Here is a 17510-nt window from a genome sequence, read left to right as displayed (position 1 = left end):
AACATAAAATCAAAGGCCTCTACTCCAAGCAGGGCGTGTTTTTTAATTCAACAGTAAATATCTCAGGTAGGTAACAGACGGGGCTTTAGGCGGTGATACAAAAAAAACAGGCCACCGAATGTCGGTGGCCTGTTTCAATATCGGGCAGATCAGGACGTCTTAGTGTTCGACGTCGCGCCAGATCTTGCGTTTGACCGCATACAGCATTGCCGTCAGAACCAGCAGGAACAGGATCACTTTCATGCCAAGCGCCTTGCGGGCTTCAAGCTCCGGCTGTGCCGTCCAGTTCAGGAAGGCGGTCACATCACGTGCATGCTGTTCCAGGGTCATCGGGGTGCCATCCGTGTACTCGACCGCTTCATCATAAAGCGGCGGTGCCATGGAGATCTGATGGCCCGGGAAGTAGTGGTTGTAATACTTTCCATCCGCAAGGTCGAAGCCCTCTGGTGCTTCTTCCTCATAGCCGGTCAGAAGGCCGAACACATAGTCCGGGCCACCCACACGGGCTTTGGTCATCAACGAAAGATCCGGCGGAATCGCGCCGCCATTGGCAGCCGCAGCCGCCTTTTCGTTGGGGAACGGAGACGGGAAGTAATCCGAAGCAAGACCCGGACGGGTGAACATGTCACCATCGTCATTCGGACCGTCTTCGATGTCATACTCGGCCGCAATCGCCTTGATCTGGTCTTCGTTGAACCCAATGCCTTCAAGGTTACGGAAGGCAATGAAGCGCAGGCTGTGACAGCCGGCACAGATGTTCTTGTAGACCTGGAAGCCACGCTGCAACTGGGCACGGTCATAAGTGCCAAACAGACCCTGCCAGCTCCAGTCCTGTGCCTCGGGCACCGGCTGATCGCCGGCAGCCTTGGCTGCACCACCAGTGAATGCGGTTACCGCGAAGGCGGCAGCAATTGCGGTCAGTGCGAACTTACGCATTTGCACCCTCCTTCAAAACAGATTCGCTGATGCTTGCAGGAAGCGGCTTGGTTCGTTCCATTTTTCCAACCAACGGCATGACCACAAGGAAGTGTGCGAAGTAATACAGCGTCGAAAGCTGACCCATCACGATGACTTTCAGACCCGGAATACCCAGGAAGTAGTCATCCGGTGCCTTCGCCCCGCAATAGCCGAGGATGAAGGTGTCGATCACAAACAGCCAGAAGAACCATTTGTAAACCGGACGGAATTTCGAGCTGCGCACCTTGGAGGTATCAAGCCACGGAATAACGAACAGGATCACGATCGAGGCAAACATCGCCAGCACGCCAAGCAGTTTTGCCGGGATGCCAAAGATGGTGAAGTCGATCGACCGCAGAATCGCATAGAACGGCAGGAAGTACCATTCCGGCACGATGTGCGGCGGTGTGACCAGCGGGTTCGCCGGGATGTAGTTATCCGGGTGGCCCAGGAAGTCAGGTGCAAAGAACACAAACACCGAGAAGAAGATCAGGAACACGCCCATGCCGTACAGATCCTTGATCGTGTAGTACGGATGGAACGGAATGGCATCAGCCGGGGTCTTGATCTCAACACCGGTCGGGTTGTTCGAGCGCACGGTATGCAGTGCCCAGACATGCAGGACAACAAGGCCCAGAATGACGAACGGCATCAGATAGTGCAGCGAGAAGAACCGGTTCAGCGTCGGGTTATCAACCGAGAAACCACCCCAAAGCCAGGTCACCAGCGGATCACCGATGATCGGGAAGGCAGAGAACAGGTTGGTAATAACCGTTGCACCCCAGAAGGACATCTGGCCCCACGGCAGGACATAGCCCATGAACGCGGTTGCCATCATCGCAAGCAGGATCAGGATACCGATCCACCACAGCATCTCGCGCGGTGCTTTGTATGACCCGTAATACAGGCCACGGAAAATGTGAATGAACACAACGATGAAGAACATCGAAGCGCCGTTCATATGGATATAGCGGATCAGCCAGCCATAGTTCACATCACGCATGATGCGCTCGACCGACTCAAAGGCCATATCGGTATGGGGGGTGTAGTTCATCACCAGGAAAATACCGGTGAGGATCATCGTCACCAGAACAAAACCGGCCAGGGAACCAAAGTTCCACATATAGGACAGGTTTTTCGGGGTCGGATATTCGTATGCAGAGTGGTGCAACATGGAGATGACCGGAAGACGGTCGTCAACCCACTTGACCACTTTGTTGTTCCACTGAGGTGCGCTCATAAACCTGCTCCTTACCCGATCCGGACCGACGTGTCGGTCAGGAATTCATATTCCGGAACGACAAGGTTCAACGGCGCGGGGCCGCGGCGGATACGGCCCGACGTATCATAGTGCGAGCCATGGCATGGGCAGTACCAGCCATCATAATCACCACGGGTTTCGCCTGTGGCAGTGCCCATCGGAATGCAGCCCAGATGGGTGCAGACGCCGACGACAATCAGCCACTCTTTCTTTTCGACACGCGCATCGTCGGTCTGCGGATCGACGAGTTCGTTCAATGCGACGTCTTCGGCCTCATTGATTTCGCGTTCGGTACGATGGCGGATGAAGACAGGTTTGCCTCGCCACATGACCTTAATTGCCTGACCAACCGGGATGTTGGCCAGATTAACCTCAACCGAGGCAAGTGCGAGAACGTCCTTGGACGGGTTCATGCTGTCCACGAACGGCAACAACGCGCAACCAACGCCAACGGCGCCAACTGCTGTGGTCGCCAAGGTCAGGAAATCCCTGCGGTTCTCGTCCGGCTGGTGTTCGCCGGAGGAATGCACCGTTTGCGACATAATTAATCCCTCTTTCTGCCCCCAAAACAGGCATGCGGAATGCCAAACCAAGACTTAGGGCATTCATGTTTACATTCCATTGATGAAAATCAAACAATCTTGCCGCTCAAAGCCCTTAGGCCTGTTTGACGGTCCGTATACTAACAAAAATTCGGTTTGTTAAGGAGAACTTGGAGTTGCAAATTGTTTGCATTCAACAAGATCATTGGGTTTTGCGCTGCACAATTCGGTAAAACATAGCGTAATTGCGGGTATCCCGCCCTTTGTGCGCCAAGGGTTTGTGGCTTTAGTTCTTCATATTCCAAAAAAGTCTAATAGCGACGTTAACGGGTAATTATATGTCGCTGATGAACTGATTCGACATTTGTTCACCAACGATTCTAAAAGAAGCCATGAGAATTTGTTTATTCGAACCCGACATCCCGCAAAACACCGGCACCATTCTGCGCATGGCGGCCTGTTTTGGCCTGCCGGTCGATATCATCGAACCGTGCGGATTTCTTCTGACGTCCGGTGCGCTCAAGCGCGCCGGGATGGATTATCTCGAAAAGGCCGATTATATACGCCATGCCGACTGGCGCGCCTTTGTCGAAGCCCGCCAGGATAGAACGGTGCCTGGGCGTCTGGTGTTGCTGACGACCAAGGGGGCCGAACCCTATTGCGATTTTGAATTTCGCGCTGATGATATCCTGATGCTGGGTTCCGAAAGCAAAGGGGTACCTGACAGCGTCCATGACTATGTCGATGCCCGCGTCGTCATTCCCATGAAGCCGCAAATGCGCTCGCTCAATGTCGCCATGGCAACCGCAATGACATTGGGCGAGGCGCTCCGACAGACCGATGGCTTTCCTGCAAGCCGACCGAGTGAATGAACCAGGTGAGTAACGCAATGACGGACGCAAAAATTGCTGCAAAACAGGCAATGAAAACGAGCACCGACCATAAGGTCGACGATGCCGTAATTGCCAAACGCAAACAGATCGCCCAGGACTGGTTCCGCCAATTGCGTGATGACATTTGCGCCAGTTACGAGGCGCTTGAAGACAGCTACGAAGGACCGCTTTCCGACCGTGCACCGGGGCGGTTCGAGCGCACCACTTGGGAACGCGGCGAAAATGAAGGCGGCGGCGAAATGTCGGTCATGAAGGGCCGGGTGTTTGAAAAGGTCGGGGTCAATATCTCGGTCGTGCACGGCGAATTTTCCGAAAAATTCCGCAAGGAAATCCCCGGTGCCGATGAAAACCCCAACTTCTGGGCGGCGGGCATTTCACTGGTCGCCCATCCATGCTCGCCTCATGTGCCGGCCGTGCACATGAACACGCGCCACATCGTGACCACCAAGGCATGGTTTGGCGGTGGTGCCGATCTGACCCCGGTCTTCCCGCAGGAAAAAGACACCGCCGATTTCCATGGTGCGCTTAAATCTGCCTGCGATGCCCATGGTAATGACTATTACGACCGATTCAAAAAGTGGTGCGATGAATATTTCTGGCTGCCCCACCGTAACGAGCCACGCGGGGTTGGCGGGATTTTCTATGATTATCTCGATGCCAACTGGGATGCCGATTTCGCCTTCACCCAGGATGTCGGGCGGGCTTTCCGCGATATCTATCCCGAACTGGTCAAACGCCACTACAACAAAACCTGGACCGATGACGAACGCCGCGCCCAACTGATCAAGCGCGGCCGCTATGTCGAGTTCAACCTGCTCCATGACCGTGGCACGCGCTTTGGTCTGATGACCGGCGGCAACACCGAAGCCATCCTGATGTCCCTCCCGCCCGAAGCCAACTGGCCGTAAAGATGTATGGTTCTTAATGGATGCACGCGAAAGCGGGAACCTCGTACTGCTTTCCCGGTTCGCGCTATCGAATTCTGTCAGCCAATCGCGTCATAAGGTCCATGCGCTCATGGAAAATCGCCACGACCAGTGCGGGCGCATTTTCGCGTGGTAGACAAAAGACGTAATGTTGCGCGCAGCGCACCATCCGAAGATCTGGAAAAAGTTCGCTCATGTCATGGAATGAACCACGCCCGGCGACAAGATCATCAATGCCCTTTTCCAGCGTGGCGACATAGCGCCGCACTTGTGCTGGGCCCCACTCCTTGTTGGTATATCGAATGATCCCGCGCAGATCGGCTTCTGCCTCTGCGCTAAGGACATACCCCGTCACGCAGGCTTCTCGCTCAGTTCTTCCTCAAGAATTTCAGAGATACTTTTGGACGAAACGTTCCCCGCAACCCCATCTTCGATGCGGTTTTCGAGTAAGGTTTTCAGCTCCATCCATGCCTTGTCGGCATTGGCATCGTCCGGGAATAACCGTTCGAGCGCGTATTGCTTGATGGTCTTGCCCTGCAAGGCGGCCGTCGCCTTCAGGCTTTTGTGCTGCTGGTCTGTTATGTCGATTGTCAGGCGGCTCATGGGGCGATCTCCAACCAAATGTACAAACCCACATTACCACATATGTGGGTTTGTTGCTATGGCCTGACCCTGTTCATCAAGCGGACGTTTTTCCATCGGTGTCTGCCATTATTTGCTACGCGCGGCAAAAATCCGCCCGATGGTATTGAGCAAAATCTGCGCGGCCAGAATGCTGGTCGATCCGGTCTGATCATAATCAGGGGCCACTTCGACCAGATCAATGCCAACGATATCGCCCCGCTTGGCAAGGCCAGCGATGATTTCCAGTACGTCATAATACAGGAACCCGCCATGGCTGGGCGTGCCCGTACCCGGCGCAATCGACGGATCAAAGCCGTCAATATCAATCGTCAGGTAATACCGCTTTCCGGCCGGAATACGTTCCAGAACAGCCTCGACACCAAGCTTGCGGACTTGGCGCACGGACAGGATGTCTGATCCCTGCGCGCGGGCATAGTCATAGCCCTCCTTGGCGGTGGAGGACACATTGCGAATGCCAAGTTGGGTCATGCCTGACACCCATGGCTTTTCAATGGCCCGGCGCATCGGGTTGCCATGGCCATTGCGCACCCCGTGGCGTTCATCAACGAAATCGAGATGGGCGTCAAACTGCACCACATGCACCGGTTCCTGATCGGAAAAGGCATTGATGCAAGGAATGTTGATCGAATGATCGCCGCCCAGAACCACGGGCAGGGCCCCGGTGGCCAAAATCTTGCGCACGCCAAACTCGATGTTGGCGTGGCTGTTGATCGTGTCAGTATGAATGATATCGGCATCGCCAATATCGACCATCCGGACCCCTTCAAGATAGGTCACGTCATCTTCATGGTCATAGGCCCCGGCATGACCAAAGGCGAACAATGTCGATGCCTCGCGAATGCCGCGCGGCCCAAACCGTGCACCGGACCGCCACTGGGTGCCGAAATCAAACGGCGCGCCAAGGATCGCCACATCGGCATCAATCGCATCCCAGTTTTCGACATAGGGGCTTTTGGAAAAAGTTGAAATTCCCACAAAGGGCAGGTTCAACCGCCCGCTGTTATAGCCATGCTCAGGCATGAAAACCCCCCTGTCGAAAGTGGTGTTGCGCAAACCGCCACTCTAGGGGACATGCGGCCCCTGTTACAGTAAAACAATTCAGGGGCTTGGCGGCAATCAGGTCTCGTTGATCAACCAATCAAGCAGCGTGGTGGTGGTATTACTGACCGAGGTGCCGGGCACCACCCAGTATCCGCGATCGGCACGCGCCACTTCGCGGCCAACCGCAACAAGGCTTCCCTGTTCAAGGTGATGATCAACCAGTCCGCGCCAGCCAAGTGCCACCCCCTGTTCGGCAAGAGCCGCCTGAATGACAAAGCCATAGGTATTCAGCCCAAGATCGCCCTGGGCCGGTTTGCGGGTAATCCCGTGATCGGCAAGCCAGCTTTCCCACGTCAGCCAGCGTGACTTGCCAGCGACTTCGAGATGCAAAAGCGGGGCGCGGGCAAACTTGGCCGGATCGTCAAACGGACCATAGCGTTCAAGAAAGCCCGGTGTACAAACCGGCACCACCCGTTCCGGGATCAGAAGCTGTGCGCTATCGGGGAAATCGTCTGCCGCCCCGAACAGCATGGCGGCATCGGTTTCGCGTGCCATCGCATCATCAAGGCCCTGGGATGCGATGATATGGACTTCGGCCTCGGGATGCAGGCGGCGGAAATCGGTTACGCGTGGCATCAACCAAAAGGCGGCAAAGCCGAAATCGGTAAAGATCCGCACCGCATGATCCTGCGTGGTGCGTCGCGTATCACGTGCCGCTTTGTCGATGCTCTCGACACTGGTTTTCACCGCCTCAAACAGGATTTCACCCGCATCGGTCAATCGACTGCCACCTTGGGATCGATGCAGCAGCGACACACCCAGCTGATCCTCGACCCGCTTGATCTGATAGGTCACCGCCGGCTGGCTCAAGCCCAGCTCATTGGCGGCCCGCGTCAGGCTGCCAAGCCGCCCGACCGCCTCAAAAATTCTCAGCCAGCCAATGTCGAGGGGTCTTTGCATTATAAAAATTCTTTATGGAAGTGATTAAAAAACACCGGGTTTCTTTGAATGTTGATTTATGGATTTAATGTTCTTAACGAAGTTGGCGTCAAGCGGAATAACAAGAACACCCGATCAAACGCACCCGAAAAGGGGCAGGGTCTACGGCTTGCGCGGGCTCGAAACAAACGACCCAGGGGTGCTTTTGTCGTCAATGCTGCCGTCCCGGTGATCGGCGCATTGCACCCTGTGAAGGAGTGCATAATAAATGACGTCCCCGAATATTTTGATCCTGATGGCCGACCAGCTAAACGGGACCCTGTTCCCCGATGGGCCTGCGGATTTCCTCCATACGCCGCATTTGCGCAAGCTCGCTGAACGTTCGGCGCGTTTCCGCAATTGCTATACAGGCTCCCCGCTTTGTGCGCCGGGACGTGCATCCTTCATGGCCGGGCAATTGCCCAATCGCACCCGGGTCTATGACAACGCGGCTGAGTTTTCATCAGACATTCCGACCTATGCCCATCATCTGCGTCGGGCCGGGTATTACACCTGCCTGTCGGGCAAGATGCATTTCGTCGGCCCCGATCAGTTGCACGGGTTTGAGGAACGCCTGACCACCGATATCTATCCGGCTGATTTCGGCTGGACCCCGGATTATCGCAAACCGGGCGAACGCATTGACTGGTGGTATCATAACCTGGGCTCCGTCACCGGTGCCGGTGTCGCCGAGATCTCCAACCAGATGGAATATGATGACGAGGTCGCCTATAACGCGACGCACAAGATCTATGATCTGTCGCGCGGGCATGATGAACGCCCGTGGTGCCTGACGGTCAGCTTCACCCATCCGCATGACCCCTATGTCGCGCGCAAGAAATTCTGGGATCTGTATGAAGATTGCCCGGAACTTGAACCCGAAGTCGCACCGTTTGATTTCGAGGGTCAGGACCCGCATTCCCAGCGTCTGATGCAGGCCAGTGACTACACCGCCTTTGACATCAAAAAGGAAGATGTCAGACGGTCCCGTCAGGCCTATTTCGCCAACATCTCCTATATCGATGACAAGGTCGGGCAGATCATGGAGGTGCTTGAAACCACTCGTCAGCTCGACAACACCATCATCATCTTTGTCTCTGACCATGGCGATATGCTGGGCGAACGCGGCCTGTGGTTCAAAATGAGCTTCTTTGAAGGCTCGGCGCGTGTGCCGCTGATGATGGCCGGGCCAAACATCACGCCGGGCCTTTATACCGATCCGGTTTCAAGCCTTGATGTCACCCCGACCGTGGCCGATCTTGCTGGCATTTCGATGGATGAAGTTGCGCCTTGGACCGATGGCATGTCGCTGTGTGGCATGCTGGCTGGCAAGGCTCGCACCGAGCCTGTTCTGATGGAATATGCCGCCGAAGGGTCCTATGCCCCGCTGGTCTGTATCCGCGAAGGCAAATGGAAATATACCTATTGCACGCTTGATCCCGAACAGCTGTTTGACCTTGAAGCCGATCCTAGGGAACTCACCAACCTTGCAACCGATCCGGCCTGTGCCGACCAGCTTGAGGCCTTCCGTGCCCAGCGTGCCGCACGATGGAATCTGGAGGCATTTGATTCTGCGGTCCGCGAAAGTCAGGCACGTCGCTGGATCGTCTATGAGGCGCTGCGCAACGGCTCCTACTTCCCGTGGGATTATCAGCCGCTGCAAAAGGCGTCCGAACGCTACATGCGCAATCACATGGATCTGAACGAACTCGAAGATAAACAGCGCTTCCCGCGAGGGGAGTAAGAAGCAGCGTCGGCCAGCCATGTGGGACGGCGGGCCGGCGCTGCCTCAACTCTTGTCTAGCAGGAGCTGAAGAAAGGAAGACCTGAAGTGCCTAATCAAAGCCGCCTTGCTGTCCGGCTCGGGTACGGACAGCATATCTGATCATTAGGGTCAGGACCTACTAATCTGGTTTGAATGGCAGACGTTATATTTGTGAAATCCAAGGAAAAGCCCGCCGGTCGGGCTGGTATCCCGGCCAAGGGTTTTGACGCCGGAGTTTGCAAATATAACGTCTGTCCTTCGGATTAACCGGATTTGCACGGGCTACTTTGTCGCAAAGCCTTGAAAGATAAATATCTTCCTGTGGTTTTGCTTCGCGTATCCGCACAAATCCGGTGAACCAGTCAGACCAGATTAGTAGGTCCTGACCCTATCGTCCGGGAGACCCCCGGCGCTGATCGGGGGGCATAAACAACGAAAAGTTGGGTACCCGAAACAGTGAGGTAATCATGGACGACAAAATGAAGGTGGGGCCACTCGGGCCCTTCCCGCGGGTCAGCAAGCCGGTCTTTTCCGTCTCGGCAATCCTGATCGTCGGGTTCATCATATTCGGGGCGGTGTTTACGGAAACCGCAGGCGCGCTGTTTGCCGCCGCACAAGCCGCCATTGCAAACTATTTTGGCTGGTTCCTGATCATCGTTGCCAATCTGGCCGTGGTGGTCAGTCTTTATCTTGCCATCGGTCCTTATGGGCGAGTGCGTTTGGGACGTCAGACTGACAAGCCAGAATATGGTTTGTTTTCATGGACGGCGATGCTGTTTAGTGCCGGTATCGGCATCGGCTTGCTCTATTGGGGCGTGGCCGAACCGCTATATCATTATTTCGCACCCCCCACGGCCGAACCCGAAACCATCGAGGCCGCCGAACAGGCGATGATGATTTCGTTCCTGCATTGGGGCATCCATGGCTGGGCGCTTTATTGCATCGTTGGCCTGTCGCTGGCCTATTTCCATTACCGCAAGGGCCTGCCGCTTTCGATCCGCTCCGCCCTGTATCCGATCATCGGTGAACGGATTTATGGTACCTGGGGCCATGTCGTCGATATTCTGGCCGTGTTTGGCACCATGTTTGGCATTGTCACGACCCTTGGTCTTGGCGTCATGCAAATCAGTTCCGGTCTGAATACCCTGTTTGGTATTCCCGATACGCTGCCGGTTCAAATCGTATTGATTGCCATCATCACCGTGTTTGCGACCATTTCGGTCATGGCGGGTCTTGATGGCGGCATCAAACGGATCAGTAACCTCAACATTCAGCTCAGCTTTGTGTTGCTCGGTTTTGTTCTGATCTTCGGCCCGACGCTTTTCGTCCTCGACAGCTTTGTTGAAAATGTTGGCAACTATATCAGCAATCTGGTCGTCATCAGTTTCTGGAGCGAAGCCTACACTGACAGCAACTGGCAGGCAGGCTGGACGATCTTCTATTGGGCCTGGTGGGTGTCGTGGTCGCCGTTTGTCGGCATCTTTATTGCCCGCATTTCGCGGGGGCGCACGGTACGTGAATTCACCCTCGGTGTATTGTTCATCCCGGTCTTCATTCTGTTCTTCTGGTTCACCGCCTTTGGCGGGGCTGCGATCCATATGGAAATGATTGGCGATCCCGGTTTGATCGAGGCCACCAAGGCCAGTTACGGCAGTGCGATCTTCAAGCTGCTGGAATTCATGCCGCTGACCAAATTTGTTACCACCGTTGTCATCGTCATGATCGTCATCTGGTTTGTGACCTCGTCTGACAGTGGCTCGTTTGTCATCGACATGCTGACGGCCGGTGGTGATGCCGATCCGCCCCGTATTCAGCGCCTGTTCTGGGCAACGACCGAAGGCGTGATTGCCGCCGTCCTGCTGGTGGCAGGCGGGCTATCGGCCTTGCAGGCCGCAGCTGTGGTGGCGGGCTTCCCGTTTGCCGCAGTCATTCTGGTCATGATGTATGGACTGTTGCGTGGTCTTGGCCGCGACTCACTCGTGCTCTATCGCTACAAGCAGTGGTACGAGACCGAGCACGAGGCAGAACACAACCTGCCAAATGCCTATGTCGACGAAACCGAACTCCCCGATGTTCACCCGGGGCCGTCAATCACCCCACCACGGCATGCTGAGTAGCGACGCCAAGTTGGTACGGTAAGACACAAACACAAAACGGACGGATGGCACATGCCATCCGTCCGTTGCTTTGAGGGTGCTTAGACCATCCTGGTCGGTCTTATGCCGCACGCTGGTGGTGCGTGCCTTCGCTGACTTCCTCGACGATTTTGCTGACAAAGGCATCAAGGTCCTGCGGCGAACGCGACGTTACAATGCCGTCTTCGCAGACCACAGCCTCGTCGCGCCACAGCGCACCGGCATTGAGCATATCGGTCTTGATTGATGCAAATGACGTTGCATGACGATCACGCAGCGCGCCGGCCTCGATCAGAAGCCACGGGCCGTGGCAAATCGCGGCAACCGGTTTGCCCGATGCGACGAACTCGCGCACCAGACTGACAGACGCCTCGTCATTGCGCAGCAGGTCCGGGTTGATCTGCCCGCCGGGGATGACCAGCGCGTCATAGTCTTTGATATCGACATTTTTGACTTCAACATCGACATCGACCGTGTCGCCCCAATCGCTTTTATCCCAACTTTTGATCGGATCAGATTTGGGCGATGCGATTTTGACGTCGGCCCCGTGGTTTGACAATTTTTCAAGCGGAACACGCAGTTCAGACCGTTCATAGCCATCGGTGGCAAGAATCAGAATCTTTGCGGTATCAATCGCAGGCATAATGTCGCTCCTTTCATTGGTCTAGAGCACGCCGCGTTTAATCTGCACCATTTTGCCGGAGACAGTCTTCTGTCGCACAAGGAAAGATCCGCAGAGCGTAGCGGGGCTACGGTCAAGGGTCCTGACGCAGTGGGGCGGAAGACTGTCCCGGCCCGAAGGGTTTGATTTTGGCGACGTTTCGCGGCGTTACACCGCTTGACCGATGCGCCGCATCGCTCTGCACGCTGTGCCTTGCCAAACCGCTCGCCAAAAACAAACAAAATGATACAGATTTAACGCGACGTGCTCTTGGCATTACACCTTTCCAACGGCTGCGACCTGCTCTCGTTCCGGATTTCAATGTGATCATTTTGTGGCACGGGCGCAAAAGTACTGTGAAACACTGGCTTGCCTGTGACGTGCTTTTAAATTGTATGAGGATTTATATTCCGCCTTGTCAGTGGTCCGTCGGGCGGGCGGGGCAAAGGGTGGCAATCCCGCGTATCCGTCTCAAAAACGGGCGACTTGTAATCCTCATACTTTAAGGAATAGGGCGTGTTTACTGCCGGGCGGGGGCCAGCTTAGTTTGACGGGACGGTTTTTTGGTGCGCGACCTGGTCTTCTGTCGGGTTCAGGATGCGCCAGTCGCGGACCTGTTCATTGATGATCCCGCTATTGACCAGACATTGGTGGATGAAGCCGCTGGCATGAAGGGCGTCAATGCCGGAATTCAGTGCTTTGACGATCTTCTCCACATTCGGCAATGCGCGCGAAATCATGAAATGCTGGCTGGCCGGCAGGACCACCTTAACGCCGGGCATCGGGTATAACCGTATCCCGTCACTGCTGCGCACCATCTCGGGCGCGCTGGAAAATTCAAGCAATGTGAAATCGGCGCGACCGGCATCGATCAATGAATAAATTTGCTGCTTGGTCGCCGCACTGCTCAGGCTGGCGGGCTCAAGCCTTTCAAGAACTTCCCAGTCCAGACGCCATGTGCGAAGGGACACCGCGCTCAGATGATGGATATTGGAAATCGGTGTGTTTCTGGCCAGTGTCAATTTGTCTGGGCGAACATAGATGCCTTTTTCAAATTCGCCCCGGCGCACGATCGGGCGGGATTTCAGCACTTTCGGATCCGCATCAATATTGAAATCCCAGTCCGATTTGATATCGGCAAAACCTTCGCTGACCATCATGCGGCTGCGTTCGGAATTGGGCGATGGCACAACCTGTACCCTGGCGGCAAGCCCTCCGGCATTCAGCGCTTCCTGCAAGATGGAATACATCACCAGCGACGCACTGTCGGGGCGATCGGCAAGGCAGGACCGGCAGTCCGGATTGTTGTCATTCTGGCAGGAAAAAACCGTATCAAACTCGCTTTCACGCACCGGAAAGCGGATGTCGATGGTTTCTGTGGCGTTTGCCGGGCTGTTGCCAATAGCTGCCAGTGTAGACACAACAAGGCTCACAGCAATAAAGATGCTGGTTCTGACAATCTTGCTCACTGCGCCCGTGCGAGGAGTCATGTGGTCGTCCGGTAAAGGTGGCGTTATATGTGATCGTGGTGGACAGGATATGTGACCACAGAATCAGGATGTCATCCACCACCGAATGAAAAATTTCGCCATGTGACAAAATTCAACAAAACACTGCAATGCAGAAAGGGCCGCCCTTATGCTGGGGCAGCCCTTCTGTTTTTCAATTAAGTTTGGCAAAACCGATTAACTGCCAAACACTCGGCCAAGCGCACCGTCAATCGCATCGGTAATCTGATCGATATCACCAGGTGCCGCAATCAGTGCAGGCGACAGACAAAGCGTATTGTTAAAGCCCGGCAAGGATCGGTTCGTCATACCGATCACCACACCATGGGCGTTACAATCGGCAACGACTGCCTGAACTCTTTTTTCATCCATCGGTTCTTTGGTGGCGCGGTCTTTGACCAATTCCGCCCCACAGAACAGTCCCTTGCCACGGACATCGCCAATAACGCTGTGTCTTTCCATCAATTGATGCAGGTTATTCATCAATCTCTCACCCATGGCCAAGGTGTTCTCAAGCAGGTTTTCGTCCTCGATAATCCGCATGTTTTCAAGCGCTGCCACAGGCCCTGCGGTGCAGCCGCCAAAGGTCGAAATATCGCGGAAGTAATTGAGCGGATCGTCAACGTCGTCCTTGAACATGTCAAAGACCTTTTCGTTGGTGACCATGCAGGCAATGGCGGCATATCCCGACGCAAGCCCCTTGGCCATGGTGACAAAATCCGGCTCGATGCCGTAATGCTGGTATCCGAACCATTTCCCGGTGCGACCAAGGCCGCAAACAACCTCATCGATATGCAAAAGCACATCGTACTTCCGGCAAATTTCCTGAACCCGTTGCCAATATCCCTCTGGCGGGGTCAAAACACCGCCACCGGCTGTTACCGGCTCAAGGCAGATCGCCCCGACGGTATCAGGGCCCTCGCGTAGGATAACTTCTTCAATGGCGTCCGCGGCACGTTCGCCGTAGTTTTCGACATCCCATTGTGCGCGATATTCGCAGCAATGCGGGACTTCAACAAAACCGGGGGTGAATGGACCATATTGCGCGTTGCGTTCGGGCTGGCCACCGGCGGATACCGCCGTAATGGATGACCCGTGATAATCCCGCTCCCGGAACAGGATTTTGTGTTTTTTGCCGCCATACCGTTTGTGGGCAATCTGGCGGACAATCTTGAACACCTTCTCGTTGGCTTCGGTGCCTGAATTCACGTAATAGACACGGCTCATGCCCGGCATCTTCGAAATCAGTCTTTCGGAAAACAACGCCGCCGGAACAGACCCAACCGATTGGGCGAAATAGTTCAGTTTCACCAATTGATCACGGACAGCATCGGCAATGGATTCACGGCCATACCCGACATTGACTGTCCATACGCCGCCAGAAACCGCGTCAAGATACTCACGTCCCGCGGCATCCCAAATGCGCATGCCCTTACCTTCGACAATGATCTTGGGATCATTGGTTTCAAGCGGTTTATGTTGCGTCAGGTGGTGCCATACATGGGCGCGATCAGCCTCGATCACACCCGATAGATCATTTTCGTTCGCCATCAAAACCATCCGCTGACCTCAAAGACAAAAATATACCGGAAATGAACCCGCGCCCCACCATGGCGGCGCGGGTGTTACCTATTGATGCGTCAGGCGATCTTGCTGTTGACCATCTCCGAGGCACCTGAAAGTAGCCCAAGATGGGTACCGGCAGAAACCTTTGCTTCGCTGATACGGCCTTTGTTGGTCTTGTCTTCGCCAATTTCAATGACTTCATCAAGATCGTCGGGCGCGATGAACAGCACACCGCAATCATCTGCAAGAACGGCATAGCCCGGAAGAACCGCAGCCCCGCCAATGCTGACAGGCACGTTGAAACCACCACCGGTATTGTAAAGGCGGGTGGTGACCGGCGATGCACCGCGTGACCACATCGGGAAATCCTGTTCTTCGATTTCGAGGGTGTCGGTGTGTGGGCCGTCAACGCAGCCGCCATCAAGTTTCATCATCGCGGCCATGCGGGTAACCCCGCCGCCCCAGCACGCATATTTGCTGTCGCCCAGGCGATCCACAGCCAGGAAGTAACCCGGCCCGACCTGGCTTAGGCAATGATGAAGAAGGGTCGAATCAAGGCCGGGAGTTGCAAGGGTGCAAACCGTTGATGCAATGGTTTTACCACGCAATACCGGCGAGATCGCAGGGGCAGCGAAGCCATAATGATAAAAGTGCCCGATTGTTGCGGTTTCCAGCTTCGCCAAGCGGTCCAACTTGTCCTGCGGGATTTTCGCGGGCATCGGGTTCATTTTATAGACGAGGTTGCTCATCGTAGCTCCATAAATCAGTTGGTATTCGGGCCAAGCACCAGATCCGGAAGGAACGTGGAGAAACCAGGCACAAAGGTGACGAGAATTAGAACAAGAATCAGTGGGATCAGCAGTGGCAGGATAGCCATGGTGACCTTTTCAATCCGCACGCGCCCGACCTCGGACACGATATAAAGGCCGATACCCATAGGCGGGGTTGCAATGCCGATCAGAAGGCCAAGCTGGATGATGATGCCGAAATGAACGCGATCAATTCCGTAGGCATCAATAACCGGCAACAGGGTCGGCACCAGGATCAGTTTGGCGGGCACACCTTCGACGACACATCCAACGATGATGATGAAGACCAAAAGCAGACCCAGGAAGATGTTCTTGCTTTCGGTCAGCGAGAACATCTGACCAGCAAGTTTTTGCGGTGTTTGGTCAATCGCCAACAGCCATCCCATCGCAATCGAAAACGAGATAATGATCATGATGACAGCAGTCATCGATGCCGTTTCGCGCAGCGCCTGGGCCAGTTTTTTCAATGACAGTTCACGATACCAGAACCCCAAAATCGTGCAGTAAATGCAGGCCAGAACCCCCGCCTCGGTCGCTGTCACGAAACCGAACATGATCGAACCAAGGATGATGCCTGGTGCAACCAGTGCCAGAAAACCATGACGGCCGGTTGAGGCAACTTCACGAACGGTTGCCCGTTTTTGCGATGGGAAATCGGTGAAATGGGACATGATGCGGACGTAAATCATCAAGGACAGCCCGACAACAAGCCCGGGGACAAGCCCGGCAAGGAACATCCGTTCAATTGATTGCTGTGCAAGGAACGCATACAGCACCAAACCGATGGATGGCGGGATAAGGGGGCCAATCACCGACGAGGCCACTGTAATTGCCGCGGCGAAATCGGTTTTATATCCGCTTTCGCGCATGGCCTTGATTTCAATCGCGCCAAGCCCGGCACAGTCGGCAACTGCGGCACCGGAAATGCCGGCAAAGATCATCGAGCTCAGGATGTTGACCTGGGCAAGCCCCCCTCTGAGGTGACCAACCAGGGAATTGGCAAAGGCAAAAATACGTTCCGTAACCCCGGTGACGTTCATCAGGTTGCCAGCCATGATAAAGAACGGAACAGCCGTTAAGGACGCCTTGTTGACCCCCTCAAGCATCTGTTGGGGCAGGATTTGCAACGCGTTGGAAAAATCGGATGTCAAAAAGGTAATGAGTGTTGCTGAACCGATTGAAATAGAGATCGGCACACGCAGAAGGATGAGCACCAAAAAGGAGCCGAACAGGATATATGCCATCTGGCTCAATCCTCCATGTGAATTTCAGGGGCGCGCTCGGGAATGCCCATGATCATCTTGGCAAGATCAACCAGCGCACTAAGAGCGATCAAAGCGGCAGACGCGAAAAGCGGCACATAAAGCGATATGCGGGGAATTTCGTCGAAACCGGGCAAGATGGCCCCCTCGACATAACCGCGTGCACTGGCAATGACTTGCGGCATCAACGCGCACAATGTAACGCACAGCGCGATGGCACAAAGGTTTGCGATTAATCGGGTGCAGATCATTCCCCATTTGCCAAGCAAATGGGCTAGAAACTCAATCTGGACGTCCATCTGACGAACAAAAATCGCGAAAAAGCCAAAGAATGATAGCCATACAAAGAAGACCATTGTCCAAGGCCAGATCCAGGTGGCAGACCAGCCAAAAGGCCGTGCGATAATGGTCGTTGCCGTCAAGCCGAGCATGACGAGCAGACAGGCATTGCTAAGCCACAGGAAAACACCGCCTAACCGCCAGGTCAGACCGTCAATCCGATGGAGAGCGCGCCCGAAGGCGCGGTCGTTGGGCATATCATTGTGTGGGGACATGCGTGTT

The 17510-nt window shown here is 54.9% G+C and carries 17 protein-coding genes; 4 read left to right on the top strand and 13 right to left on the bottom strand.

Going from position 1 to position 17510, the window contains the following annotated elements:
- Positions 1–159: 159 nt before the first annotated feature.
- The 3 genes from FHI25_RS02290 to petA are packed head-to-tail and all read right to left on the bottom strand — an operon-like array spanning position 160 to position 2760.
- Positions 160–936, bottom strand: a complete 777-nt coding sequence (locus FHI25_RS02290) for a cytochrome c1 (protein WP_210514682.1) — start codon at positions 934–936, stop codon at positions 160–162.
- Entirely contained in the window at positions 929–2197 is a 1269-nt protein-coding gene (locus tag FHI25_RS02285; RefSeq protein WP_063088700.1) for a cytochrome b N-terminal domain-containing protein, read from the bottom strand. The genes FHI25_RS02290 and FHI25_RS02285 overlap by 8 nt, the downstream gene beginning before the upstream one ends.
- Positions 2198–2208: 11 nt before the next feature.
- Positions 2209–2760, bottom strand: a complete 552-nt coding sequence (gene petA / locus FHI25_RS02280) for a ubiquinol-cytochrome c reductase iron-sulfur subunit (protein WP_210514680.1) — start codon at positions 2758–2760, stop codon at positions 2209–2211.
- Between the two features lie 392 nt (positions 2761–3152).
- Here petA and FHI25_RS02275 point away from each other — a divergent pair, with 392 nt between their 5' ends.
- Together FHI25_RS02275 and hemF are read left to right on the top strand one after the other, a co-directional pair.
- Positions 3153–3632, top strand: coding sequence for a tRNA (cytidine(34)-2'-O)-methyltransferase (locus FHI25_RS02275; protein WP_210514677.1), 480 nt, complete (start codon positions 3153–3155; stop codon positions 3630–3632).
- A 50-nt stretch (positions 3633–3682) separates the two neighbouring features.
- Positions 3683–4561 carry an oxygen-dependent coproporphyrinogen oxidase gene (gene hemF, locus FHI25_RS02270; RefSeq protein ID WP_246878861.1) on the top strand — a complete coding sequence of 293 codons (879 nt, stop codon included), beginning with the start codon at positions 3683–3685 and terminating at the stop codon, positions 4559–4561.
- A 64-nt stretch (positions 4562–4625) separates the two neighbouring features.
- On the opposite strand, the gene FHI25_RS02265 is transcribed toward hemF, so the two are convergent.
- The 4 genes from FHI25_RS02265 to FHI25_RS02250 all read right to left on the bottom strand — a co-directional run bounded on the left by FHI25_RS02265 (position 4626) and on the right by FHI25_RS02250 (position 7225).
- On the bottom strand, positions 4626–4934 hold the full coding sequence (locus FHI25_RS02265) for a type II toxin-antitoxin system RelE/ParE family toxin (protein ID WP_210514671.1): 309 nt from the start codon (positions 4932–4934) through the stop codon (positions 4626–4628).
- Positions 4931–5182: an antitoxin gene (locus FHI25_RS02260; protein ID WP_210514668.1), complete on the bottom strand. Its 252-nt coding sequence runs from the start codon at positions 5180–5182 to the stop codon at positions 4931–4933. Before FHI25_RS02260 ends, FHI25_RS02265 begins: the two co-directional genes overlap by 4 nt.
- 108 nt (positions 5183–5290) lie before the next feature.
- On the bottom strand, positions 5291–6244 hold the full coding sequence (gene speB, locus FHI25_RS02255; protein WP_210514666.1) for an agmatinase: 954 nt from the start codon (positions 6242–6244) through the stop codon (positions 5291–5293).
- 96 nt (positions 6245–6340) lie between these two features.
- Positions 6341–7225 (bottom strand): LysR substrate-binding domain-containing protein, encoded by an 885-nt coding sequence (locus FHI25_RS02250; RefSeq protein ID WP_210514663.1) that lies wholly within the window; start codon positions 7223–7225, stop codon positions 6341–6343.
- Positions 7226–7472: 247 nt separating this feature from the next.
- On the opposite strand from FHI25_RS02250, the gene betC reads away from it, so the two are divergent.
- Together betC and FHI25_RS02240 are read left to right on the top strand one after the other, a co-directional pair.
- Entirely contained in the window at positions 7473–8987 is a 1515-nt protein-coding gene (gene betC, locus FHI25_RS02245; protein WP_210514660.1) for a choline-sulfatase, read from the top strand.
- A gap of 488 nt (positions 8988–9475) precedes the next feature.
- Positions 9476–11125 (top strand): BCCT family transporter, encoded by a 1650-nt coding sequence (locus FHI25_RS02240; protein WP_210514657.1) that lies wholly within the window; start codon positions 9476–9478, stop codon positions 11123–11125.
- A gap of 100 nt (positions 11126–11225) precedes the next feature.
- Here FHI25_RS02240 and FHI25_RS02235 read toward each other — a convergent pair whose 3' ends face one another.
- From FHI25_RS02235 to FHI25_RS02210, 6 genes are all read right to left on the bottom strand, one after another.
- The gene (locus FHI25_RS02235; RefSeq protein ID WP_210514654.1) at positions 11226–11786 is read right to left on the bottom strand and encodes a type 1 glutamine amidotransferase domain-containing protein; all 561 of its coding nucleotides are present in this window, start codon (positions 11784–11786) and stop codon (positions 11226–11228) included.
- A gap of 560 nt (positions 11787–12346) precedes the next feature.
- Positions 12347–13294: a hypothetical protein gene (locus tag FHI25_RS02230; RefSeq protein ID WP_210514651.1), complete on the bottom strand. Its 948-nt coding sequence runs from the start codon at positions 13292–13294 to the stop codon at positions 12347–12349.
- Positions 13295–13489: 195 nt separating this feature from the next.
- The gene (locus tag FHI25_RS02225; RefSeq protein WP_282597570.1) at positions 13490–14863 is read right to left on the bottom strand and encodes an aminotransferase class III-fold pyridoxal phosphate-dependent enzyme; all 1374 of its coding nucleotides are present in this window, start codon (positions 14861–14863) and stop codon (positions 13490–13492) included.
- A gap of 89 nt (positions 14864–14952) precedes the next feature.
- Positions 14953–15627, bottom strand: coding sequence for an RraA family protein (locus tag FHI25_RS02220; protein ID WP_210514645.1), 675 nt, complete (start codon positions 15625–15627; stop codon positions 14953–14955).
- A 14-nt stretch (positions 15628–15641) separates the two neighbouring features.
- Positions 15642–16931, bottom strand: coding sequence for a TRAP transporter large permease (locus FHI25_RS02215; RefSeq protein WP_210514642.1), 1290 nt, complete (start codon positions 16929–16931; stop codon positions 15642–15644).
- A gap of 5 nt (positions 16932–16936) precedes the next feature.
- Positions 16937–17503 carry a TRAP transporter small permease subunit gene (locus FHI25_RS02210; protein ID WP_210514639.1) on the bottom strand — a complete coding sequence of 189 codons (567 nt, stop codon included), beginning with the start codon at positions 17501–17503 and terminating at the stop codon, positions 16937–16939.
- Between the last annotated feature and the right edge of the window lie 7 nt (positions 17504–17510).

Origin of the sequence: Thalassospira sp. ER-Se-21-Dark, assembly GCF_017922435.1 — a bacterium.
Classification (GTDB): Bacteria; Pseudomonadota; Alphaproteobacteria; order Rhodospirillales; family Thalassospiraceae; genus Thalassospira.
The sequence above is the reverse complement of the archived record's forward strand: the minus strand, read 5'-3'. Positions and strand labels throughout refer to the sequence as shown.